This is a genomic window from Streptococcus sp. KHUD_012, from assembly GCF_052588255.1.
The window spans coordinates 1,441,451-1,462,163 of the sequence record NZ_CP159355.1 but is presented as its reverse complement, the minus strand read 5'-3'; the positions used below and the strand labels follow the sequence as shown (position 1 = coordinate 1,462,163).

18 protein-coding genes and 1 riboswitch are annotated in these 20,713 nt (G+C 43.4%); of the genes, 16 read left to right on the top strand and 2 right to left on the bottom strand.

Going from position 1 to position 20,713, the window contains the following annotated elements; translation table 11 throughout:
• Window positions 1-136: 136 nt before the first annotated feature.
• The 7 genes from ABVF55_RS07065 (at window position 137) to ABVF55_RS07035 (ending at window position 6,632) form a co-directional block, all read left to right on the top strand.
• On the top strand, window positions 137-1,396 hold the full coding sequence (locus ABVF55_RS07065) for a UDP-N-acetylglucosamine 1-carboxyvinyltransferase (protein ID WP_049471988.1): 1,260 nt from the start codon (window positions 137-139) through the stop codon (window positions 1,394-1,396).
• 56 nt (window positions 1,397-1,452) lie between these two features.
• Window positions 1,453-2,004, top strand: a complete 552-nt coding sequence (locus ABVF55_RS07060; RefSeq protein WP_003003737.1) for a GNAT family N-acetyltransferase — start codon at window positions 1,453-1,455, stop codon at window positions 2,002-2,004.
• Complete coding sequence (gene spxR, locus ABVF55_RS07055) at window positions 1,997-3,274, top strand: CBS-HotDog domain-containing transcription factor SpxR (protein ID WP_445285118.1); 1,278 nt, start codon at window positions 1,997-1,999, stop codon at window positions 3,272-3,274. The genes ABVF55_RS07060 and spxR overlap by 8 nt, the downstream gene beginning before the upstream one ends.
• 21 nt (window positions 3,275-3,295) lie before the next feature.
• A complete protein-coding gene (locus ABVF55_RS07050) occupies window positions 3,296-4,156 on the top strand; it encodes a methionyl aminopeptidase (protein ID WP_003015764.1) in 861 nt (286 codons plus the stop codon).
• An 82-nt stretch (window positions 4,157-4,238) separates the two neighbouring features.
• Window positions 4,239-5,210 (top strand): YihY/virulence factor BrkB family protein, encoded by a 972-nt coding sequence (locus tag ABVF55_RS07045; RefSeq protein ID WP_445285117.1) that lies wholly within the window; start codon window positions 4,239-4,241, stop codon window positions 5,208-5,210.
• A gap of 253 nt (window positions 5,211-5,463) precedes the next feature.
• On the top strand, window positions 5,464-5,928 hold the full coding sequence (locus ABVF55_RS07040) for a MarR family winged helix-turn-helix transcriptional regulator (protein WP_070589239.1): 465 nt from the start codon (window positions 5,464-5,466) through the stop codon (window positions 5,926-5,928).
• On the top strand, window positions 5,925-6,632 hold the full coding sequence (locus ABVF55_RS07035; RefSeq protein WP_445285116.1) for a B3/B4 domain-containing protein: 708 nt from the start codon (window positions 5,925-5,927) through the stop codon (window positions 6,630-6,632). The genes ABVF55_RS07040 and ABVF55_RS07035 overlap by 4 nt, the downstream gene beginning before the upstream one ends.
• A gap of 25 nt (window positions 6,633-6,657) precedes the next feature.
• Here ABVF55_RS07035 and ABVF55_RS07030 read toward each other — a convergent pair whose 3' ends face one another.
• Window positions 6,658-7,101, bottom strand: coding sequence for a GtrA family protein (locus tag ABVF55_RS07030; RefSeq protein WP_049497318.1), 444 nt, complete (start codon window positions 7,099-7,101; stop codon window positions 6,658-6,660).
• A gap of 28 nt (window positions 7,102-7,129) precedes the next feature.
• Window positions 7,130-7,236, top strand: a riboswitch (PreQ1 riboswitch).
• On the opposite strand from ABVF55_RS07030, the gene ABVF55_RS07025 reads away from it, so the two are divergent.
• The 4 genes from ABVF55_RS07025 (at window position 7,234) to pulA (ending at window position 13,147) form a co-directional block, all read left to right on the top strand.
• Entirely contained in the window at window positions 7,234-7,743 is a 510-nt protein-coding gene (locus tag ABVF55_RS07025; RefSeq protein WP_003006740.1) for a QueT transporter family protein, read from the top strand. Its footprint overlaps the riboswitch before it by 3 nt.
• An 85-nt stretch (window positions 7,744-7,828) precedes the next feature.
• Window positions 7,829-9,787 (top strand): NAD-dependent DNA ligase LigA, encoded by a 1,959-nt coding sequence (gene ligA, locus ABVF55_RS07020; protein ID WP_445285115.1) that lies wholly within the window; start codon window positions 7,829-7,831, stop codon window positions 9,785-9,787.
• 9 nt (window positions 9,788-9,796) lie between these two features.
• Window positions 9,797-10,759, top strand: coding sequence for a diacylglycerol kinase family lipid kinase (locus ABVF55_RS07015; protein WP_003014385.1), 963 nt, complete (start codon window positions 9,797-9,799; stop codon window positions 10,757-10,759).
• A gap of 78 nt (window positions 10,760-10,837) precedes the next feature.
• A complete protein-coding gene (gene pulA, locus ABVF55_RS07010) occupies window positions 10,838-13,147 on the top strand; it encodes a type I pullulanase (RefSeq protein ID WP_445285114.1) in 2,310 nt (769 codons plus the stop codon).
• 52 nt (window positions 13,148-13,199) lie between these two features.
• Here the strand turns inward: pulA and ABVF55_RS07005 are convergent, their stop codons facing one another.
• Complete coding sequence (locus ABVF55_RS07005) at window positions 13,200-15,359, bottom strand: LTA synthase family protein (protein WP_049497311.1); 2,160 nt, start codon at window positions 15,357-15,359, stop codon at window positions 13,200-13,202.
• Between the two features lie 230 nt (window positions 15,360-15,589).
• Between ABVF55_RS07005 and ABVF55_RS07000 the strand changes: the two genes are divergently transcribed.
• The 5 genes from ABVF55_RS07000 (at window position 15,590) to aroC (ending at window position 20,698) form a co-directional block, all read left to right on the top strand.
• Window positions 15,590-16,753, top strand: coding sequence for a class I SAM-dependent rRNA methyltransferase (locus ABVF55_RS07000; protein ID WP_445285113.1), 1,164 nt, complete (start codon window positions 15,590-15,592; stop codon window positions 16,751-16,753).
• Window positions 16,750-17,427: a type I 3-dehydroquinate dehydratase gene (gene aroD, locus ABVF55_RS06995; RefSeq protein WP_049474751.1), complete on the top strand. Its 678-nt coding sequence runs from the start codon at window positions 16,750-16,752 to the stop codon at window positions 17,425-17,427. Before ABVF55_RS07000 ends, aroD begins: the two co-directional genes overlap by 4 nt.
• Window positions 17,417-18,289: a shikimate dehydrogenase gene (gene aroE / locus ABVF55_RS06990; protein WP_445285112.1), complete on the top strand. Its 873-nt coding sequence runs from the start codon at window positions 17,417-17,419 to the stop codon at window positions 18,287-18,289. The genes aroD and aroE overlap by 11 nt, the downstream gene beginning before the upstream one ends.
• A 162-nt stretch (window positions 18,290-18,451) precedes the next feature.
• Window positions 18,452-19,525, top strand: a complete 1,074-nt coding sequence (gene aroB / locus ABVF55_RS06985; protein WP_445285111.1) for a 3-dehydroquinate synthase — start codon at window positions 18,452-18,454, stop codon at window positions 19,523-19,525.
• A gap of 6 nt (window positions 19,526-19,531) precedes the next feature.
• Entirely contained in the window at window positions 19,532-20,698 is a 1,167-nt protein-coding gene (gene aroC / locus ABVF55_RS06980; protein WP_445285110.1) for a chorismate synthase, read from the top strand.
• Window positions 20,699-20,713 lie beyond the last annotated feature (15 nt).

The window sequence follows — 20,713 nt, the reverse complement described above, 5'->3', positions numbered from 1 at the left end:
AATTCCTACAGATGGAAAAATAGGTCGATCTGTGGTATAATAGATGCAGTATTTTGAATACGTTGTCCCTTTTATTTCCGTTACAAAAAACGATAGTAAAAGGAAAAAGACTTGAAAGAGCTAATAAATTATTAAGATGAAAAAAATTGTAATAAATGGTGGTCGCCCTCTAAAAGGAGAGGTGACCATTAGTGGTGCAAAAAATAGTGTAGTAGCCTTGATTCCGGCGACCATTCTGGCGGATGATATCGTGACTCTTGATGGGGTACCGGATATCTCCGACGTGGCGAGTCTGATTGAAATCATGACCATCATGGGGGCTAAGATCGAGCGCAAAGAAGACAGTTTGATTATTGATCCACGTGGGGTGAAGAATATGCCCATGCCATTTGGAAAGATCAACAGTTTGCGAGCTTCCTATTATTTCTATGGCAGCTTACTAGGACGCTATGGTCAAGCAACGGTTGGACTACCTGGTGGGTGTGACCTTGGACCACGTCCTATCGATTTGCATTTGAAGGCCTTTGAAGCAATGGGAGCCGCTATGACCATGGATGGCTCTAGTATGAAACTTGCGACTGATGGCAAGCCTCTTCAAGGAGCAAACATCTACATGGATACTGTTAGTGTCGGTGCAACGATCAATACGATTTTGGCAGCGGTCAAGGCTGAAGGTCGGACAGTGATCGAAAATGCGGCGCGGGAACCTGAGATTATCGATGTGGTAACCTTGCTCAACAACATGGGAGCCCATATTCGGGGAGCAGGTACGGATATCATAATCATTGATGGTGTTCCACAATTGCATGGAACGAGACATCAGGTGATTCCAGATCGCATCGAAGCAGGAACCTATATTGCCCTTGCAGCTGCTATTGGAGAAGGTATCCAGATCAATAATGTCCTGTATGAGCATTTGGAGAGCTATATTGCCAAGTTAGAGGAAATGGGTGTGCGCATGACCATTTCTGAAGATAGCATCTTTGTAGAAAAGCAGACGGGCTTGAAGGCGATCCAGATTAAAACGTCTCCTTATCCTGGTTTTGCGACTGATTTGCAACAACCGATCACACCTTTGCTCTTAACGGCTGCAGGACGTGGGCGCATTGTTGATACGATTTATGAAAAACGGGTCAACCATGTGCCAGAATTGGCTAAAATGGGAGCCACCATTTCGACCTTAAACGACCACATTATCTATGAAGGGCCAAATCAATTGACAGGATCCAGTGTGAAAGCGACGGATCTTCGAGCTGGTGCGGCTTTAGTGATCGCCGGTCTCATGGCTTCTGGAACAACAGAAATTACAAATGTGGAATACATCCTTCGCGGGTATTCAGATATTATTCATAAATTGACCCAACTTGGAGCAGACATCCAGTTGGTTGAGGAATAGTGACAGAACGAGAGATCTGATAGTGGCGGCTGGATACACGAACAATGGAGTTTGAAATGAATATTTGGACGCACTTAGCTGCCTATTCACTAATTGAAACACAAAGGTTGTATTTACGACCTTTTCTCTTTGAGGATGCGGAAGATTTTTATAAGATTGCTTCGAATCCTGATAACCTACAATTTATCTTTCCTGCACAAGCCGATCTTGCTGAAACTCAATATGTACTAGCCAACTATTTCATGAAAAATCCCTTGGGGGTTTGGGCAATCTGTGATAAGGAAACTAATCAGATGATCGGCTCTATCAAGTTTGAAAAGTTGGATGAAATTAAGGGTGAGGCTGAGTTAGGCTACTTTTTACGCAAGGATTTTTGGGGAAAGGGCCTGATGACAGAAGCGGTCAAAGAGTTGGTTTATCTATCATTTGAGAAATTTCAACTGAAGGAGCTTAAGATTGTCACCCATGTTGAAAATGCAGGGAGTCAAAAGGTCGCTTTAAAGGCTGGTTTTCGTCTCTTTCGTCAATTCAAAGGGAGTGACCGCTATACGCGTAAAATGCGCGATTATTATGATTTCCGCCTAGGTAGAGGGGACTTCTATGAGTAAACACCAAGAGATTTTAGACTATCTCGAAAAATTACCGATTGGAAAACGTGTCAGTGTCCGCAGTATCTCCAATTTTTTGAATGTCAGTGATGGGACGGCCTATCGTGCCATTAAAGAAGCTGAAAATCAAGGAATTGTGGAAACGCGTCCTAGAAGCGGAACCATCCGTGTCAAATCGCAAAAGGCTGTACTAGAGCATTTGACGTATAGGGAAATTTTAGAAATCACCGGCTCTGAAATATTAGCAGGTGAGGAAGGTCTCGAAAAAGAATTTAATAAATTTTACATCGGTGCTATGATGGAGAAGCACGTCCTAGACTATGTGTCTGAAGGAGGCCTTTTGATCGTGGGAGACCGCACCAGCATCCAACGATTGGCTCTTAAGCATGACAATGCGGTCTTAGTGACGGGTGGCTTTGAAGTGAGTGAGGATGTGATTGATCTGGCCAATCAGGTTCAAATCCCAGTCATCCGAACTTCACACGATACCTATACCGTCGCAACCATGATCAATAAGGCCTTGTCTAACATGCAGATCAAGACGGATATCTTGACAGTAGAACAGGTCTATCGGCCCTTCCATGAGTACGGCTATCTTTCTGAGACGGATACGGTCCGGGATTATTTAGATTTGGTTCGAAAGAATCGCTTTAGTCGTTTTCCAGTTGTCAATCAGCACCAGATGGTAGTGGGCGTCGTAACTATGAGAGATGCTGGAGATAAGGCGCCTCAGACGACTCTTGATAAGGTAATGTCACGGACCATTTTTACCACTAATTTGTCCACCAGCATTGCGACGATTAGCCAACGGATGATCGCTGAAGATTATGAAATGATTCCTGTTGTTCGTAATAACCAGACCTTGCTGGGTGTTATTACGCGTCGGGATGTCATGGATCGGATTAGCAAGGTGCAGTTTTCGAGCTTACCAACCTTTAGTGAGCAAATTGGTCAAAAGATTCAAACAGAGAACGACCATTACCAATTCACAGTGGAGCCAAGTATGCTGGAGAAAAGCGGTGTTTTGGCCAATGGGGTCATGATCGAAGTGCTGATGAAGGTTGTTCGCAAGATGATGCAACACAGCGGGCGTAGCCTGATCGTAGAACAGCTGATCATCAATTTTTTACAAGCTGTGCAGGTGGATGATGTGATCCGCATTGAACCACAACTTGTTCGGCGAACCAGACGTTCGGCCTTGGTTGATTTTAGCTTGTATTTAGATCTGCAGCTAGTCGCGAAAGCAACCATTACGATTAAGATTAATTAAACAAAAAGAAATGAGGAGACAATGATTACATTAAAATCACAACGTGAAATTGAAGCCATGGATCGTGCGGGAGACTTCCTTGCTAGCATCCATATTGGATTGCGTGACTTGATCAAGCCAGGCCTTGACCTATGGGAAGTTGAAGAATATGTCCGTCGTCGCTGTAAAGAAGCCAATGTCTTGCCGCTTCAGATCGGTGTAGAAGGTAGTCTCATGGATTATCCTTATGCGACTTGCTGTGGTTTGAATGACGAGGTAGCCCATGCTTTTCCACGTCATGTCATTCTCAAAGATGGTGATCTCCTCAAGGTAGACATGGTCTTGTCAGAACCGCTGGATAAGTCTGTTTTGGATGTATCGAAATTAGATTTTGATAATGTAGCGCAAGTCAAGAAATACACTGAGTCCTATACTGGTGGCTTGGCGGACTCTTGCTGGGCTTATGCGGTTGGAAATGTTTCGCAAGAAGTCAAAGATTTGATGGACGTGACCAAAGAATGTCTCTATAAGGGAATTGAGAAAGCGGTCGTTGGCAATCGCTTGGGAGATATTGGTGCAGCGATTCAAGAGTATGCGGAAAGCAAAGGCTATGGCGTGGTGCGTGATTTGGTCGGACACGGTGTCGGGCCTACCATGCATGAAGAACCAATGGTCCCGCATTATGGTCGTGCTGGACGCGGTCTTCGCTTACGTGAAGGGATGGTCTTGACGATTGAGCCAATGATTAATACCGGTACTTGGGAGATTGATACAGATATGGAAACTGGTTGGGCCCATAAGACCCTCGACGGTGGACTTTCTTGTCAATACGAGCATCAATTTGTGATTACAAAAGATGGTCCAGTGATCTTGACTAGTCAAGGTGAAGAAGGAACATACTAAAACTAGAGAGGAAAGAATGGAGCTGAAGGCAAGTGTCTGGTTTCGCTCTTTGCTCTTTTTTAGTAAAATGGGGAGGTGACGAATGAAAAAGGTCCTACAAAAAATACTGGGACAGCCATTTATAAAGGGCTTCGTGCGGTTTTATCAGAGTGCAGAGTCTGATATCACCAGCATTGCGGTGGCTTATTATTTGCTGATCTCCATTTTCCCTTTGATGCTGATTGCAGCCAATATTTTACCCTACTTTCATATTCGTCCTACCCAAATTCTTTTGAGCTTACAAAAAGTTTTGCCAGCCTCCTTATATCGAATAGTGGCACAGATGATTTCGAGTGTCTTGACCAAGCCTTCGACAGGCTTACTGAGTTTCTCGATTATTTCAGCTTTGTGGATCTTCTCTCAGAGCATTGCCTACCTCCAAAAAGCCTATAACAAGAGTTATGGGGTGGAAAAGGAGCGTGGTATTATCTGGGGGCGACTCTTTAGCTTTCTGATCAGTTTTGCCTTACAGGGCTTGTTTGGACTCTCGCTGATCCTTTCCATGTTTGGGAAAATGATCGTTCGTTATCTCTATAAGACCTTTTCATTTGATCGGACGATTTATGTACGTTTACTGAATTTGACAGAGCCGACCATCTACCTTTTGCTTTTTGTCAGTCTGGTCTTGCTCTATTACACCCTTCCAAATGTCAAAATTCCAAAATTTAGATATGTATTGCCAGGGGCGACCTTCGTTGTTGCTGTCCTGTATGCGACCTTGAATATCTTTTGGAAATACGTGGATCGTTATGTGAGTCATTTCTTAGATGCTCGTTTCTTCGGTTCGGTCGTCCTAGCGGTCATCATGTTCTGGTTCATCTTGGTGGCAAAAATCATGATTATTGGTTGTATTTTAAACGCCAGTATCCAATTTGCCAGAGAAGCCAAGTTCCAAACGCGCAGTGGAGAAATTGTCTCTAAGTTAAAATCAGAAGAAGTGGACTTTCGGCATAGAGAAGTTTCACAAAAATTAAAGCGTCGCTTACGCTTGATAAAAAAAGAAAAAACGGAATAAGGGAGAGTGGGACAGAAATCGGTAATTCGTTAGAATTCGATTTCGTCGTCCCACCTCCGCACAGTTGAGTAGGGCTGTAAAAGCTGATGGGATCAGCGTAGTAGAGCCCACTCAACCACTGCGTCTTGCTCGACAATTCAAAAATAATTGAGAGGCTAGAACTTTTGTCCCAGCCTCTTTTTTTCCTATCTATTTTTATTGCATTTGCAACAAAAATGTGTTATGCTATTGTCAATAGGAAAGGAGGAGTGAGATGAGTATTTTGCGTGAGATTGGCATCATTGCGAGAGCACTGGATTCTATAGCAAATATTGAATTTCGAGATTTGGATCTGGCGCGTGGTCAATACCTCTACTTGGTGCGAATTGCCGAGCAACCTGGAATGATTCAGGAAGAACTATCTGAAGTCTTGAAAGTAGATCGATCCACCGTTGCAAGGTCTGTAAAAAAATTAGAAGAACGAGGACTGATTCAGCAGCGTCCAAGGGGTGAAAACCTTAAAATCAAGGAATGGGAATTAACTGAAAAAGGTAAGCAGATTTACCCCTTCATTTTAGGGGAGCATCTTTACTCTGAGACAACTGCCTTAAAAGGATTTTCCAAAGAAGAAGTCGCACAGTTAGAGGAGTATCTCATCCGAGTTCGAGAGAATATTACCCTGGATTGGGAACTAGTCAAAAAAGGTCAAAAAAGAAATTATAGTGAGGTAAAGCAATGAAAGTGACAGTCGATCAAGCATTTTGGGATTTATTTCCAACAGCTAGAATTACAGTGATGTCCTTGTATGGTATTGATAATACAGTAGATGAAGCCAAGGATCCTTATTTCAAAGAATTGTTGGACAAGGGTGCCAAGCGAGCATGGGAATTTATCGATGAAGAAAACTATACACAGAGTGAGTTCGTGCAAGAGTGGCGCCAAGCTTTTAGCAAGTTTAAAACAAAAAAAGGAGCCCGATCTTCAATCGAAGCGCTCTTAAAACGGGTTCACCAGGGGCGTGAATTCTATCCGATTAATCCTTTGGTGGATCTTTACAATAGCGTGTCGATGGCTTATGCCCTTCCTTGTGGGGGAGAAGATATGGATAAATTGGTGGGTGGACTCTCTCTAGGACAAGCGAAAGGAGGCGAACCTTTCTTTCCATTAGGTGCTGAAGAAGATGCTCCAGCTTTGGAAGGGGAGATTATCTACTACGACCAAGAAGGAGCTGTTTGCCGTTGCTTGAATTGGCGTGAGGCTCAAAGAACCATGTTAACAGAAGATACCAAGGACGCTATTTTAGTTATTGAAGCCATCAATGAGGAGCAGGCCAAACGAGCCCAAACAGCTATGCAGGAATTGAAAGATCTAGCCAAGGATTATTTTGGGGTTGAAGGTACCATCTATCAATTAAGTGCAGAGCAAGCAAGTATAGAAGTTTAAAAGAATAAGGCTTGAAACAATCGTTTCAAGCCTTGTTTTTGTTTTTAAAGACAAAGAGTTTACTAAAGACGTAATTGAGGACCACAATGGCCACTTGTGCAAAGAGGGTTTCAATCAGATTGATTTGACTCTTGTTATTGTGGACGAATTGACCGATAATTCCTGGGAATTGCTTGACAAAAATCTCGGTCAAGGCCATATCTAGAATAAAGGTCCCAGAGCGCGCAATTGCAAATCGGATCAAGCGCTGAAACCAGCCCTTTCTTTCTTGTTTAAAGACAATGGTATCGTTGGTCGCAAAGGCAAAGAGGATCCCAGCAATGTTTCCAATCGCTGTCGCTAATCGTTCATCACGAGACACTTGATAGATGAAGAGGCGGGTTCCGACGGAAACAATGGTTGTGGCAACTCCAAAAAAGAGATAGGATAAAATCTCATTATCAAAAAATTTTTTAATTAGTGTTTTCATAAATTCAGTCTACCATAAAACCTCAAAATATGCTATACTTGAAAGGTTGAAGAAATCAAACCTTCAACCCTTGGTGCTTAAGATCCTTTCGCCAAGCATATTACACGCGGGAAAACCGCTAAAGGAGAATAAATGAAACAGTTAACTGCTCGTGATATGGCACAAATTGCCATTGTTGCTGCGATTTATATCGTATTGACCATTACCCCACCTCTCAACGCAATGGCCTACTATGGCTATCAATTCCGTGTTTCGGAAATGATGAATTTCTTAGCTTTTTACAATAAGAAGTACTTGATTGCGGTGACGCTTGGTTGTATGATTGCTAACTTATTTAGTTTTGGATGGATCGATGTCTTTGTCGGTGGAGGTTCAACCTTTGTCTTCTTAGGACTTGGACTCATTCTATTTGGTCGATTCAAAAACAAGTTCTTGTTTGACGGTCTTATTCGCTTGGACCATTTCTTGTTTGCGATTTTCTTTTCCATCTCCATGTTTACGATTGCCTTGGAACTATACTACCTTCAAGGCCAACCATTCTTCTATAACTGGTTGACTATGGGATTGGGTGAATTCGCATCCTTGATTTTTGGAGCGATTGTGATCAATCAACTTTCTAAACGGATCGATTTTACAAAATAAGAAAAGGGAGCTTTGGCTCCTTTTTTTAATGCTAAGAATGCAGTAAATTCAAGGCTAAATTAAGATTTTATGATAAAATAAGAACATGAAAACCAGAATGAAAGAATTAGTGGAATTACTCAATCGATATGCTTACGAGTATTACACAAAAGACGCTCCATCTGTTTCAGATAGTGAATATGATCAATTATATCGGGAGTTGGTGGAACTAGAAACCGCTCATCCTGATGAGATCTTACCAGAGAGTCCAACTCACCGTGTAGGTGGGGTGGTTTTAAAAGGCTTTACCAAATACCAGCACCAGTATCCCCTTTATAGTTTGCAGGATGCTTTTTCGCGTGAAGAATTAGAAGCCTTTGATCAGCGTGTCCGTAAGGAATTTCCTTCTATCAGCTATGTATGTGAGCTGAAAATCGATGGCTTGTCCATTTCCCTCACCTATGAAAATGGTGTCCTCGTAACGGGGGCGACACGTGGGGATGGTTCTGTCGGTGAGGATATTACAGAGAACCTCAAACGGGTCAAGGACATTCCTTTGGTGTTACCAGAGCCAGTGAACATTACAGTTCGAGGCGAGTGCTACATGCCACGGGCTTCCTTTGATCGGGTCAATCAGATCCGTCAAGAAAACGGCGAGCCGGAGTTTGCTAATCCGCGGAATGCTGCAGCAGGAACGCTTCGCCAATTGGATACGAAAATCGTGGCCAAGCGAAATCTTGCAACTTTCTTGTATCAAGAAGTGAGCCCGACGGATCAAAGCAGTCAGGAAGGCGTGCTTGAGAAATTAGCCCGCTTAGGCTTTGTCGTGAACCAAGAGCGAGTGCTGGCTGAGGATATGGAGCAAATTTGGGACTTTATCCAAAAAGTAGCTCAACTTCGAGAGGATCTTCCCTACGATATCGATGGGATCGTCATCAAGGTCAATGACCTAGCTGTTCAAGAAGAACTAGGCTTTACCGTAAAAGCCCCTAAATGGGCTGTCGCCTATAAGTTTCCAGCTGAAGAAAAAGAAGCGAAAATCTTATCAGTTGATTGGACGGTTGGACGGACCGGAGTTGTGACCCCAACGGCCAATCTAACTCCAGTCCAGCTAGCAGGAACCACTGTTAGTCGGGCAACCTTGCACAATGTGGATTATATTGCTGAAAAAGATATTCATCAGGATGATACCGTCATTGTCTATAAGGCGGGTGATATCATTCCAGCGGTCTTGCGTGTTGTCAAAGATAAGCGAGTCTCTGATCAAGCATTAGCCATTCCAACTCATTGTCCGAGCTGCCAGAGTGAGTTGCTTCATTTTGAGGATGAGGTGGCCCTTCGCTGTATCAATCCGCTCTGTCCAGCTCAGATTAAGGAGGGATTGAATCACTTTGCAAGTCGGGATGCTATGAATATCACAGGCTTGGGTCCAGCTGTTGTAGAGAAACTCTTCGCGGCTCAGTTGGTAGAGGATGTAGCTGGGATCTACCGGCTCACTGTAGAGGATCTATTAACCTTAGAAGGCTTCAAAGAAAAATCGGCTGAAAAACTCTATGAAGCCATTCAAGCTTCAAAAGAGAATTCAGCTGAAAAGTTACTCTTTGGTTTGGGAATCCGACATGTCGGAAGCAAGATCAGTCAAATCTTGCTTCAAGAATTCCATGACCTCGATCAACTAGCTACCGCTGATCCAGAACGGATTGCCAGCATTGATAGTCTCGGTATGGTCGTGGCTGAAAGTCTCAAGTCTTATTTCGCACAAGAGGGATCCAAGCGTCTCCTGCATGAATTGAAAGAAGCTGGAGTCAATCTGACCTATCTTGGTGAAAAAGTTGCTGCCGATGCGGCCCTTTCAGGGATGACAGTCGTTTTGACTGGGAAGCTAGAGCGACTCACACGTTCAGAAGCAAAGGCCAAATTAGAGAGTCTGGGTGCTAAGGTAACTGGTTCTGTTTCCAAAAAAACAGATTTGGTCGTAGCAGGTAGTGACGCTGGTATCAAGTTAACCAAAGCACAAGAATTAGGAATCCAGGTAGAAGATGAGGCCTGGCTTGAAAGTTTATAGAGGATCTTTATGGTAGAACGAATCAAAAAAGCCCGTTTAATTTATAATCCGACCTCTGGGCAAGAAATTATCAAGAAAAATATTGCAGAAGTCTTAGACGTACTCGAAGACGTGGGCTATGAAACCAGCGCCTATCAAACGACTCCAGAACCATTTTCTGCTCAAAATGAAGCAGAAAGAGCCGCTAAAGCAGGCTTTGATTTAATCATTGCCGCTGGTGGAGATGGTACGATTAACGAAGTGGTCAATGGGGTCGCAGGTCTGGAAAATCGTCCGCAGATGGCCTTTATCCCGACCGGTACCACCAATGACTATGCGCGTGCCTTGAAGATCCCGATGGGTGATCCTGTGGCGGCTGCTCGCATTATCGAAAAGAATCAAACCATTCAGATGGATATTGGTCGTGCCTATGGCAGTAAGTATTTCATCAACATTGCTGCAGCAGGAACCATGACAGAATTGACCTTCAGTGTTCCAAGTAGTGTTAAATCTCGCTTGGGTTACTTTGCCTATGTGGCTGAAGCAGCTAAAATGTTGCCGCGAAACAAGGCTCGAAAGGTACGGATTGAGCACGACAATGGTGTCTTTGAAGGGCCAGCGTCTATGATTTTTGTGGCCTTGACCAACTCAATTGCTGGCTTTGAAAGCGTGGCACCAGACGCTAAGCTCGATGATGGGAACTTTACCTTGATTATCGTAAAAACTGCTAAGCTCTTTAACATGTTGTCCTTGATGATTCAGGCCATCAATGGGGGCAAGCATGTGCACGATGAAAATGTAGAATATCTCAAGACCAAGAAGTTGACGATCGAAATGTTAGGAAAAAATGCCCAACCATTCCGCATCAATCTAGATGGGGAATACGGAGGAGATACGCCAGTTGAATTGGAAGTCTTCCATAATCACTTGGAATTCTTTGCAAATATTGATGAAATCAACAACGATGCTTTGGTTCACACATCTGAAGAATAAAAACAAATAGTTGGAGTCCGTTACGTGTTTTACAAGCGGATGGTTCCTTCGGTATTAAATTGGAAATAGGAAAATGTTATGCGACAATACCATGTAAAGCTTCATTTTCATAAGCAAAAAGGAAATTATTTTGCCTATGATATGTGGCAGTGGCAGGATCAAGTAGAAGGAAAATCAGTCTCTTTCTCCAAGTTGGATTATTTTGGAGTAGAGGGAAATCTGGTATACGAGAGTGAGGATGCATTGAACCGGGGCCATGTCTTGGTCAAAGAAGGGGATTGGCTCACTAAGACCCGTGATTTTGAAATCGAACTTTTACCAGAAGGCTATGTTCGAGAAGTATGGATTCTCGATGGAGACGATACAGTCTATTATTCTTTGCAAGCTGCTTTGACGAGTCATGCCTACAGCCATCGTCAGCCTCATGCCTACGATATGGCAATGCGTCATAGAGAGTTTGATGCTAAATGGGCGTATCAAGGATGGCTCGGTCATCGAGAGGAAGAAGGGGAGCATTGCTTTAAACTGTGGGCTCCTACTGCTAAGAAAGTTGAATTGTTACTTTATCAATCAACCGAGCTGGATGCGCCTATCTGGAAGAGTATCCCGATGACACGTGGCAAACAAGAGTCGAGCTACCACCCAGAAAATACCCATGGTGTTTGGATTTTAGATTTTCTAGGTAATTTAAGTGGCATGGCTTATCAATATCGTGTCCATTTTGAACACCATACTCAAGTGACGCGCGATCCTTATAGCATTGCAACGACAGCAGACGGGATGCGCTCTGCCATTCTTTCAAGAGCAGATCGTCAGTTTGATTGGGGTCCTAAAAAAGGCGCCGATGCGACTCCATGGCGCTTGGACAATCCTTGTCAAGCAGTGATTTATGAGATGCATCTTCGAGATTTGACCAAGTCACCGACTTCAGGTGTGGACGAGTCTTTACGTGGGACTTATCTGGGGGCTTGCCAAGAAGGAACTGTCAATAGCCATGGCGATGCAACTGCCTTTGATTATATTCGTCAGTTAGGGGTTAATGTCGTGCAACTGCAGCCCATATCTGATCGCTTTAAACAGTACGATGAAGAAGGCCAGGTGACCTACAATTGGGGTTACGACGTTCAGAATTATTCTGCACCAGAAACTAGTTTTTCAACGGATCCATCCAATCCGAAACAAACCATGAAAGAGCTCAAAACCATGATCCGGGCTTATCATGAGGCAGGAATTTCTGTGGTCATGGATGTAGTCTACAATCATATCTATTCGACCGAACATGGTCCTTTCCAAAATACAGTACCCGATTATTATTACCGGATGGAGCCAGATGGTCGCTTCCAAAATGGGACAGGTGTTGGGAATGAAACGGCTAGTGAGCATGAAATGTACCGCAAGTACATGATTGATTCCCTCACGTACTGGGTCAAGGAGTACCAGATCGATGGCTTCCGCTTTGATTTGATGGGCATTCACGATGTAAGGACGATGAATGCTATTCGGGAGGCTATGGATGCTCTGGATCCTCGTATTCTCCTTTACGGAGAAGGTTGGGACATGGGGACAGGTCTCGCACCAGAAGACAAGGCTAAGAAGGACAATGCAGCGCAATTGCCTCGAATTGGATTCTTCAATGATACGGAGCGCGATGCCATTAAAGGGGCTGAGGTTTATGGTTCCATCAAACGTGGCTTTGTCAGCAGAAAATCAACAGAGTATATCGTTGCGCGTGCTGTATTAGGTAGTGCAGAGCTTGGCAATTATTTAAGTCCCAATCAGGTCTTGAATTATGTGGAGGCTCATGACAATTATAATCTCTATGACTTGCTTCAGACCCTTCATCCGAATGAAAAAGTAGCAGGATTGGTCAAGCGCTCAGAGTTGGCTACGGCTATGAATCTGCTCTTTCAGGGCATGGCCTTCATGCAATTGGGTCAAGAGTTTATGCGGACCAAATTGGTAGCGACAGGTCCTGATGGGGAAATCACACCTTTGGATCGTGAACGGGCCATGAATTCCTACAATGCTCCAGATTTTGTGAATCAGGTCAACTGGGATCTGGTCAGTCAAAACAAGGAATCAATTGCCTATATCCGAAGCTTGATCAATTTGAAGACAAGTCTTCCTGTCTTAGGGCTTGAAAGCTATGATAAAATCTACCAACAAGTCTTTATCCAATCTGCAACTGATTGTAGTGGACTTCTGATATTTGAACTAACAGGAGACAAGAAGTACTTGGTCATCTTCAACGCCAGCGGACTTCCATATTACCTCCAAAATTCAAATAAATTGAAATTGATGGTTGGGAATAGTCGTCATAAACGACCATTCTATGTGGAGAATTTAACAGCTTCTGTTTTTGAAGTCCTAGATGAAGGTAAAGCGTAATCTTTTTAAAGAAATCACAAAATCCCTGAGTTTTTAAACTCAGGGATTCTCTTTATTTAGAAGAACTGCTACTGGTCTCTGTTGAGGAAGAACTATCGTCTTCTGGGTGCAATTCTTTATAAGTTGGTGCCTTGAAGAGATCAACGGTAGACTGGTTGCCACGTTGGTTATAAAGGCTGGTTGATTTGTCACCTTTTTCCTTTTCAATCTTCTTCAATGCCTTGAAGGAATTGGTGTAGGAATAATCTTCTGGATTGACTTTTCCAAGATCATTGCCCTTGAAGAAGCGAAGGAGATCACCGGTCTGGATGCTATCGCTAATCTTCAATTGCAGGTTAGCAGCTTCCCTGATCTTGTCCAGTTCTTCCTTGGTTTTTTCGTCTGGGTTCGTGATTTCCTCACCTGTTTTGGTGTAATAGGTCCGGCCACTATAGCTTGTATACTCTGGAGTTACAAAGTAGTTAGCGGAGCGGAAGGCGACGATTTGATCATGTTCTGGTGAGAGCATATCTTGACCAACTTGGAGGAATTTGTTGGATTCAATGCCTAGCAAATGTTCCAAGGTTGGGAGCATATCGATTTCGCCACCATAGGTATCAATGATGCCACCCTTATCCATACCTGGAATAACTACCATATAAGGAACGCGTTGCAACATGGCATTGTCATAACTTGACCACGTTTCAGAGTTCTTACCAAGTAGAGGAGCAAGAGCTGGGTTACGAGAGTTTGAAATTCCGTAGTGGTCCCCATAGAGAACGATGATGGAATTTTTGTAAAGACCAGATTCTTTCAGGTAATCAAAGAATGCTTTGATCGAAGAATCTAGGTAGTTAGCGGTCGCAAAATAGCCATTGATGGTTTCGTCCTGAGTCTTAGCTAGAGGGAATCCAAGATCATCTCCTGACAAGCTGGTCGTATAAGGATAGTGGTTGGAAACCGTAATGAACTTAGTATAGAAAGGTTGCTGCAATCTTTCTAGGTATTTGATGGAATCCTTGAGCATGTATTTGTCATTAAGACCATACTGGAAGGAATTGCTGCTGTTTTGTTTGGTGAAGTAGCTGGCATCAAAGAAGTAATTGTAGCCCCATTGTTTATAGGCGGTATTTCGATTCCAGAAACTTCCAGCATTCCCATGGAAAACAGCGCTCGAGTTGTACCCATTTTTTGAAAGAATAAATGGTGCAGCCTGTTGGGTATTGGTTCCACCATAGTTCACCATAAAGGAACCTTGGTTGAGTCCGAAGAGGCCTGTTTCAATCATGGTCTCAGCATCGGACGTTTTCCCTGCCTTGACTTGGTTAAAGACGTTTGAAAAGGCAAAGGTTTCTTTCGAGTGGTAAAGTGAGTTTAAGAAAGGTGTCACTTCATATTCTTTATCGTCTACTTTCAACTTGTAATCGATCAAGAATTGTTGGAAACTTTCCAAGTGAATGTAGATGACGTTACGGCCTTTGGCCATTCCAAAGTACTCAGGATTAGGCTTGGCATAATGCTGTTGGATATATTCTTCCACCGGTTTTAAATCTGCTTCGGAGGCTTTGGAACGTTCTTTGTTGGCAGCATAGGTCTGGTTAGCACTGTAACCTAGAAAGGCTGGTAAGCCTAGGGCACGAACGACATAGTAGTTTGAGAACCCACGAGTCAATAGCTCAGGTCGGTCAATTTCTGCGAGGAAAAGGTTGGCCGAAAAGAGCATAGCTGATAAAGAGGTAACCGCAAAACTAGCTCGTTTATTGAAGGGACGATTGTCCATTCGAATCCATTTCTTAAAGAAGAAGAAAGCTAGAATAGGGAAATCTAGAATGTAGATCACATCCCAAGGGCGGAACAATTCTAAAGCAGCAGCTCCGAGACCGGCAGAAACCTTGCTGGAAGCCAACATGGTATTGACCGTTACGAAGTCTGTAAACTCTCGATAATAGATGGAGTTGGAAATCAACCAAATAAATAAGAGAAGGTAGATCCCAAAGGCCAAACTATAAAAGAGCTTGGTTCGTTTGATATAAAGTGCAAGACCAATGAAGAGCAGACTGATCGGCAATGGGTTGATCACTGCTAGAAAAATCTGATACGGTCCCTGAATGTCTAAATTAAAATCAACTGAATAGGCCCACATGGTTTTGAACCAGTAGAGCAACAGAAGGGTCAAGACAAATCCTAGTCTGGTACTCATGAAATTGAGTATCGAATTCGTAATTTTTTTCACAAAATGTTACTTCCTTGTCTTATTTCCTAAAAATTTTCATATACAAGTATACCACAATTTTATGGAGAAAGAAAAAAATGACTGTAAAGGAGAGGAAAGAAATAGGAAAGATCCGGCATTTTATATCATTTGAAGCTAAATGATGAAAGCTAGGATAAAACGGTAAAAAAAGTTCCAGTAAATAAAGCCTCTCTTTGTGAAAACTGCAGACTTTTGCTATAATAGAGGATATGAAAAAACTCACAGTCAGTCGCCAAGTCGCAACAAAAATCAAACAAGGACAATCCCTTCTTGAAAAGCAAGATTTTGAGTCACTTCCTGCTTTGAATCAAGAGGTTCAATTGCTTTCAGGAGATGGACAATCCCTCGGGGTCGGATACTTATCTGAACAAAATAAAGGGATTGGATGGTTTGTTTCGCAAGAGTTGGTCGCTTTTGATCAAGACTTTTTTAAAAAGCTTTTCATCAAAGCCAAGCAATACCGTCGTTCTTATTATGCGGATGAAACGACGACAGCCTTTCGTCTCTTTAACCAAGAGGGAGATGGTTTTGGTGGTTTCACGGTTGACTTGTATGGTGAGTTTGTTGTCTTTTCTTGGTACAATCCCTTTGTATTTCAGATCAAGGAAACCATTCTAGCGGCCTTTCAAGAGGCTTTTCCAGAAGTCCGAGGCGGCTATGAAAAGATTCGCTTTAAAGGCTTGGACTATGAATCGGCTCATGTCTATGGAGAAGAAGCTCCGCAAGAATTTTTGATTCTTGAAAATGGGGTTTCTTACCAAGTCTTTCTCAATGATGGCTTGATGACGGGGATTTTTTTGGATCAGCATGAAGTTCGAGGTAGCTTGGTAGAGGGCTTAGCAGCTGGCAAGTCCTTGCTCAATATGTTCTCCTATACGGCGGCCTTCTCTGTGGCTGCGGCAATGGGTGGAGCAGTTGAGACAACATCGGTCGATCTGGCTAAGAGAAGTAGAGAACTATCAGAAGCGCATTTTGTGGCAAATGGCTTGGCGCTGGATGCTCATCGTTTTGTCGTGATGGATGTCTTTGATTATTACAAATATGCCAAACGCCATGACCTAAGCTATGATGTGATCGTGCTCGATCCGCCTAGCTTTGCGCGGAATAAAAAACGGACATTTTCAGTCGCTAAAGATTATCATCGATTGGTCAGCGAGGCTCTTGAGATTTTAAATCCAGGTGGGACCTTGATTCTCAGTACCAATGCGGCAAATGTGACCAAAGATAAATTTAAAAAACAAATCGAAAAGGGATTTCAAGGTCGTAAGCATCGCTATGTAGCGGAATACGGACTTCCGGGTGATTTTCGATGGAACAAGAAAGAAGAAAGTAGTAATTACTTAAAAGTATTTACGATTAGGGTGGATGTATGAAGTTAGTTGTTTCGATTATGCCTCGCTCCTTAGAAGAGGCGCAACAACTAGATAGTTCGCGTTATGAGGATGCAGATGTTATTGAGTGGCGTGCGGACTTTTTAGAAAAAAGCGAGATCTTAACCGTCGCTCCTGCAGTTTTTGAGAAATTTGCTGGACGCGAGATTTTATTCACCTTGCGGACTCGAGCTGAAGGTGGAGGGATGGAGCTGACTAATGAAGAATATGTTGGGATCCTGAAAGATATTCAATCCATCTATCATCCGGATTATATCGATTTCGAGTACTATAGTCACCGTGAAGTCTTTGAAGAGATGTTGGAATTTTCAAATCTTGTTCTCAGCTACCATAACTTCCAAGAAACTCCGGAAAATATGATGGAGATCTTATCGGAATTGACCAGTTTTTCTCCAAAATTAGTCAAAGTATCTGTCATGGCCCACAATGAACAAGATGTTCTTGACTTGATGAATTATACGCGTGGTTTCAAGACGCTGAATCCTGAGCAAGAGTATGTAACCATTTCCATGGGCAAGGTCGGGAAGATTTCGCGCTTGACAGCTGATTTGACAGGCTCTTCCTGGTCTTATGCTAGAGTCGGAGATGAAAGCGCCCCAGGTCAAATTCCTCTTGAAAATATGAGAAGAATTCGGGAGTTATTAAATGAAGATTGACGGATATACTCGGATGGCAGCGGTCATTGCCCATCCCATTCGTCATAGTATCTCTCCTTTCATTCATAATCTAGCCTATGAATTAACAGCGACCAATGCTGCTTATCTAGCTTGGGATATTGCTGAAGAAGACTTAGAAAGCACCATCAGCCAAATTCGTAAGTTGGAGATGATTGGGGCCAACATCTCTATGCCCTATAAACAGAAGGTTTTTCCTTATTTAGATGAAGTGGATGAGATTGCCCAAAAGATTGGCTCTGTTAATACCATTGTTCACCGTGATGGTCAGTTAAAAGGCTACAATACGGATGGGATTGGTTTCTTTCGTAGTTTACCTCCAGCTTTCTCCATTAAGGGAAAAACAATGGTTCTCTTAGGTGCAGGTGGTGCAGCTTTAGCAATTATTGCACAGGCCATTCATCTAGGTGTAAAACGGATCATCGTCTTTGTGAGAGAGGAGAGGTTGGTTCATTATCGTTCAATCGTTCATTTGATTGAAGATGGCTTTGATTTCTTGATAGAATTGTATGCGATTGAGAAAAATGAAGACGTTCAAAGCTCCTTTAATCAAGCCGATCTCATCTTAAATGCGACTGGTGTAGGCATGGATAGTGAGTCTCTTCCGATAGCGAGTCACTTGACGTTTCCCCCACATGCCTTAATCGTAGAGATGGCCTACTATCCGGCAGTGACCCCCTTTTTGCAACTAGCAGTGAATCAAGGAAACCAGAGGGTAAATGGGTTGGGAATGCTCTTTTATCAAGCTGAAGCAGCCTTTGAATTAATGACTGGGAAAGTATTTCCTACAGAGTCTGTATGGGAAGCATTGACAACAGAATATCGCCAATTTGTATGTGACTAAGAGAGGGGTTTACCTTTTCCTATTGAAAAAGCTTTATGAGATTAGAACAAGACCTGATTTTAAAAAAAACAGTCTTGCTCTAGTCTCTTTTTCATTTTGATTGAGACATGTGCCCTATTTCATGATAAGATAGAATCAAAGAAAAACGCGAAGGAGATTCCTATGAACGTATCGGTACCTATTCCAGGACATTCCTATGATATTGTGATTGAAAGAGGTGGTCTCAACCAGGTTGGAGATTGGTTGCGCACTCTTTGGGGCGATAAAAAAGTCGCCATTATTTCCGATAACCGCGTGGCTAAGCTATATGCCTCTATCGTAGAGAAGAGCCTTGAGAAAGCTGGTTTTCAAGTGGTGCGCTTTGAGTTTCTTCAAGGGGAAGCCAGTAAGAATCTAACCACTGTTTCAAAAGTCTATGACTTTCTAGCTACCCAGGGCATGACGCGCAGTGATGGAATCGTTGCTCTTGGGGGTGGCGTAGTTGGTGATTTGGCTGGTTTTGCTGCCTCGACCTATATGCGAGGAATTTCCTTTGTTCAGATCCCGACTAGCTTGACCGCACAGGTGGATTCTTCTATCGGGGGAAAGACTGGAGTCAACACAGCCCTTGCTAAAAACATGGTAGGGACCTTTGCTCAACCAGATGGTGTGTTTATTGATCCTGAAGTGTTGAGCACGTTAGGGCAACGTGAATTGATCGAGGGGATGGGCGAAGTCATCAAGTACGGTCTCATCCAAGATACGGAACTTTGGGAAGAATTGGAAGCCATGGATGGTTCTGTCCAGAGTATTTTAGAGCATGCAGAGAGCATCATTTCTCATTCTTGCCTGGTGAAGCGAGACCATGTAGTAGCAGATGAGCTGGACAATGGCATTCGACTGTATCTCAATTTTGGTCATACCATCGGGCATGCCATTGAAGCGACAGCTGGTTATGGGCAGGTTATGCATGGAGAAGCTGTCAGTATGGGCATGGTGCAGCTCTCCCGAGTTGCAGAAGAAAAGGGCCTGATGCCAAAGGGAATCGCTAAAAAAATCGAAGAAATGTGTCTTAAATTTGGCCTTCCGGTGGCCTATGAGAACTGGGATAAAGAGGCCCTTTATCAAGCCTTGACCCATGACAAAAAAGCGCGTGGGACGAACTTGAAATTAGTAATTGTTCCAGAGTTGGGGCAAGCAGCGATTCATCAAATCCCTCTTCAAGAAATGAAGGACTTTTTAGAAAGAAAGGAATAAGGTCGTATGAGATATTTAACAGCAGGAGAGTCCCATGGGCCTCGACTAACAGCCATCATCGAGGGGGTTCCGGCAGGCCTTCCTTTATCTGAAGAGGATATTAATAAAGAGCTTAAACGTCGACAAGGTGGCTATGGTCGTGGTGCTCGGATGAAAATCGAGAGTGACCAGGTTGAGATCACATCAGGGGTCCGTCATGGCTTGACTATGGGAGGTCCGATTACTCTGAATGTGACCAATCTGGATCACCAAAAATGGCTGGAGATCATGAATGTAGCACCGGTCGAAGAGAAAAAGAAAAATCTGCGTAAGATCACCAAGCCAAGGCCTGGTCATGCCGATCTAGTCGGAGGAATCAAATACCGTTTTGACGATCTTCGTAACTCCTTAGAGCGTTCTTCTGCCCGTGAGACAACCATGCGTGTAGCCGTTGGTGCAGTTGCTAAACGGATTTTAGAAGAGATCGGCCTTGAAGTGGCCAGCCACATTGTTAATTTTGGGGGAATCGAGATTGCAATTCCCGAGAATCTAACCGTTTCAGAAATCAAGGAAAAGGCAGCGAAGTCGGAAGTCTCGATTGTTGTGCCAGAACAAGAAGAAGCCGTTAAGGCCTACATTGACCAAGTGAAAAAAGATGGCGATACCATCGGGGGAATTGTGGAAACCTTGGTTGGTGGTGTGCCTGTTGGACTAGGATCCTATGTGCAATGGGACAAGAAATTGGATGCCAAAATCGCTCAAGGAGTGGTCTCTATCAATGCCTTTAAGGGTGTTGAGTTTGGTCTTGGTTTTGACGCAGGTCGCCTAAAAGGTAGTCAAGTCATGGATGAAATCATCTGGTCTCAGGACACTGGCTATACCCGTCGCACCAATAATCTTGGTGGTTTTGAAGGGGGCATGACCAATGGTGAGCCCATTCTGGTTCGTGGTGTCATGAAACCTATTCCGACCCTCTACAAACCCTTGATGAGTGTGGATATTGAAACCCATGAGCCTTATAAGGCAACGGTTGAGCGTAGCGACCCAACGGCTCTACCCGCTGCAGGAGTGGTAATGGAAGCAGTGGTCGCAACAGTCCTTGCTACAGAAGTGCTTGAAAAATTCTCATCCGATAACTTGGAAGAATTGAAAGAAGCCGTTGCTAAGCACCGGGACTTTACGAAGAATTTTTAAGAGAAAGAGTTTTCC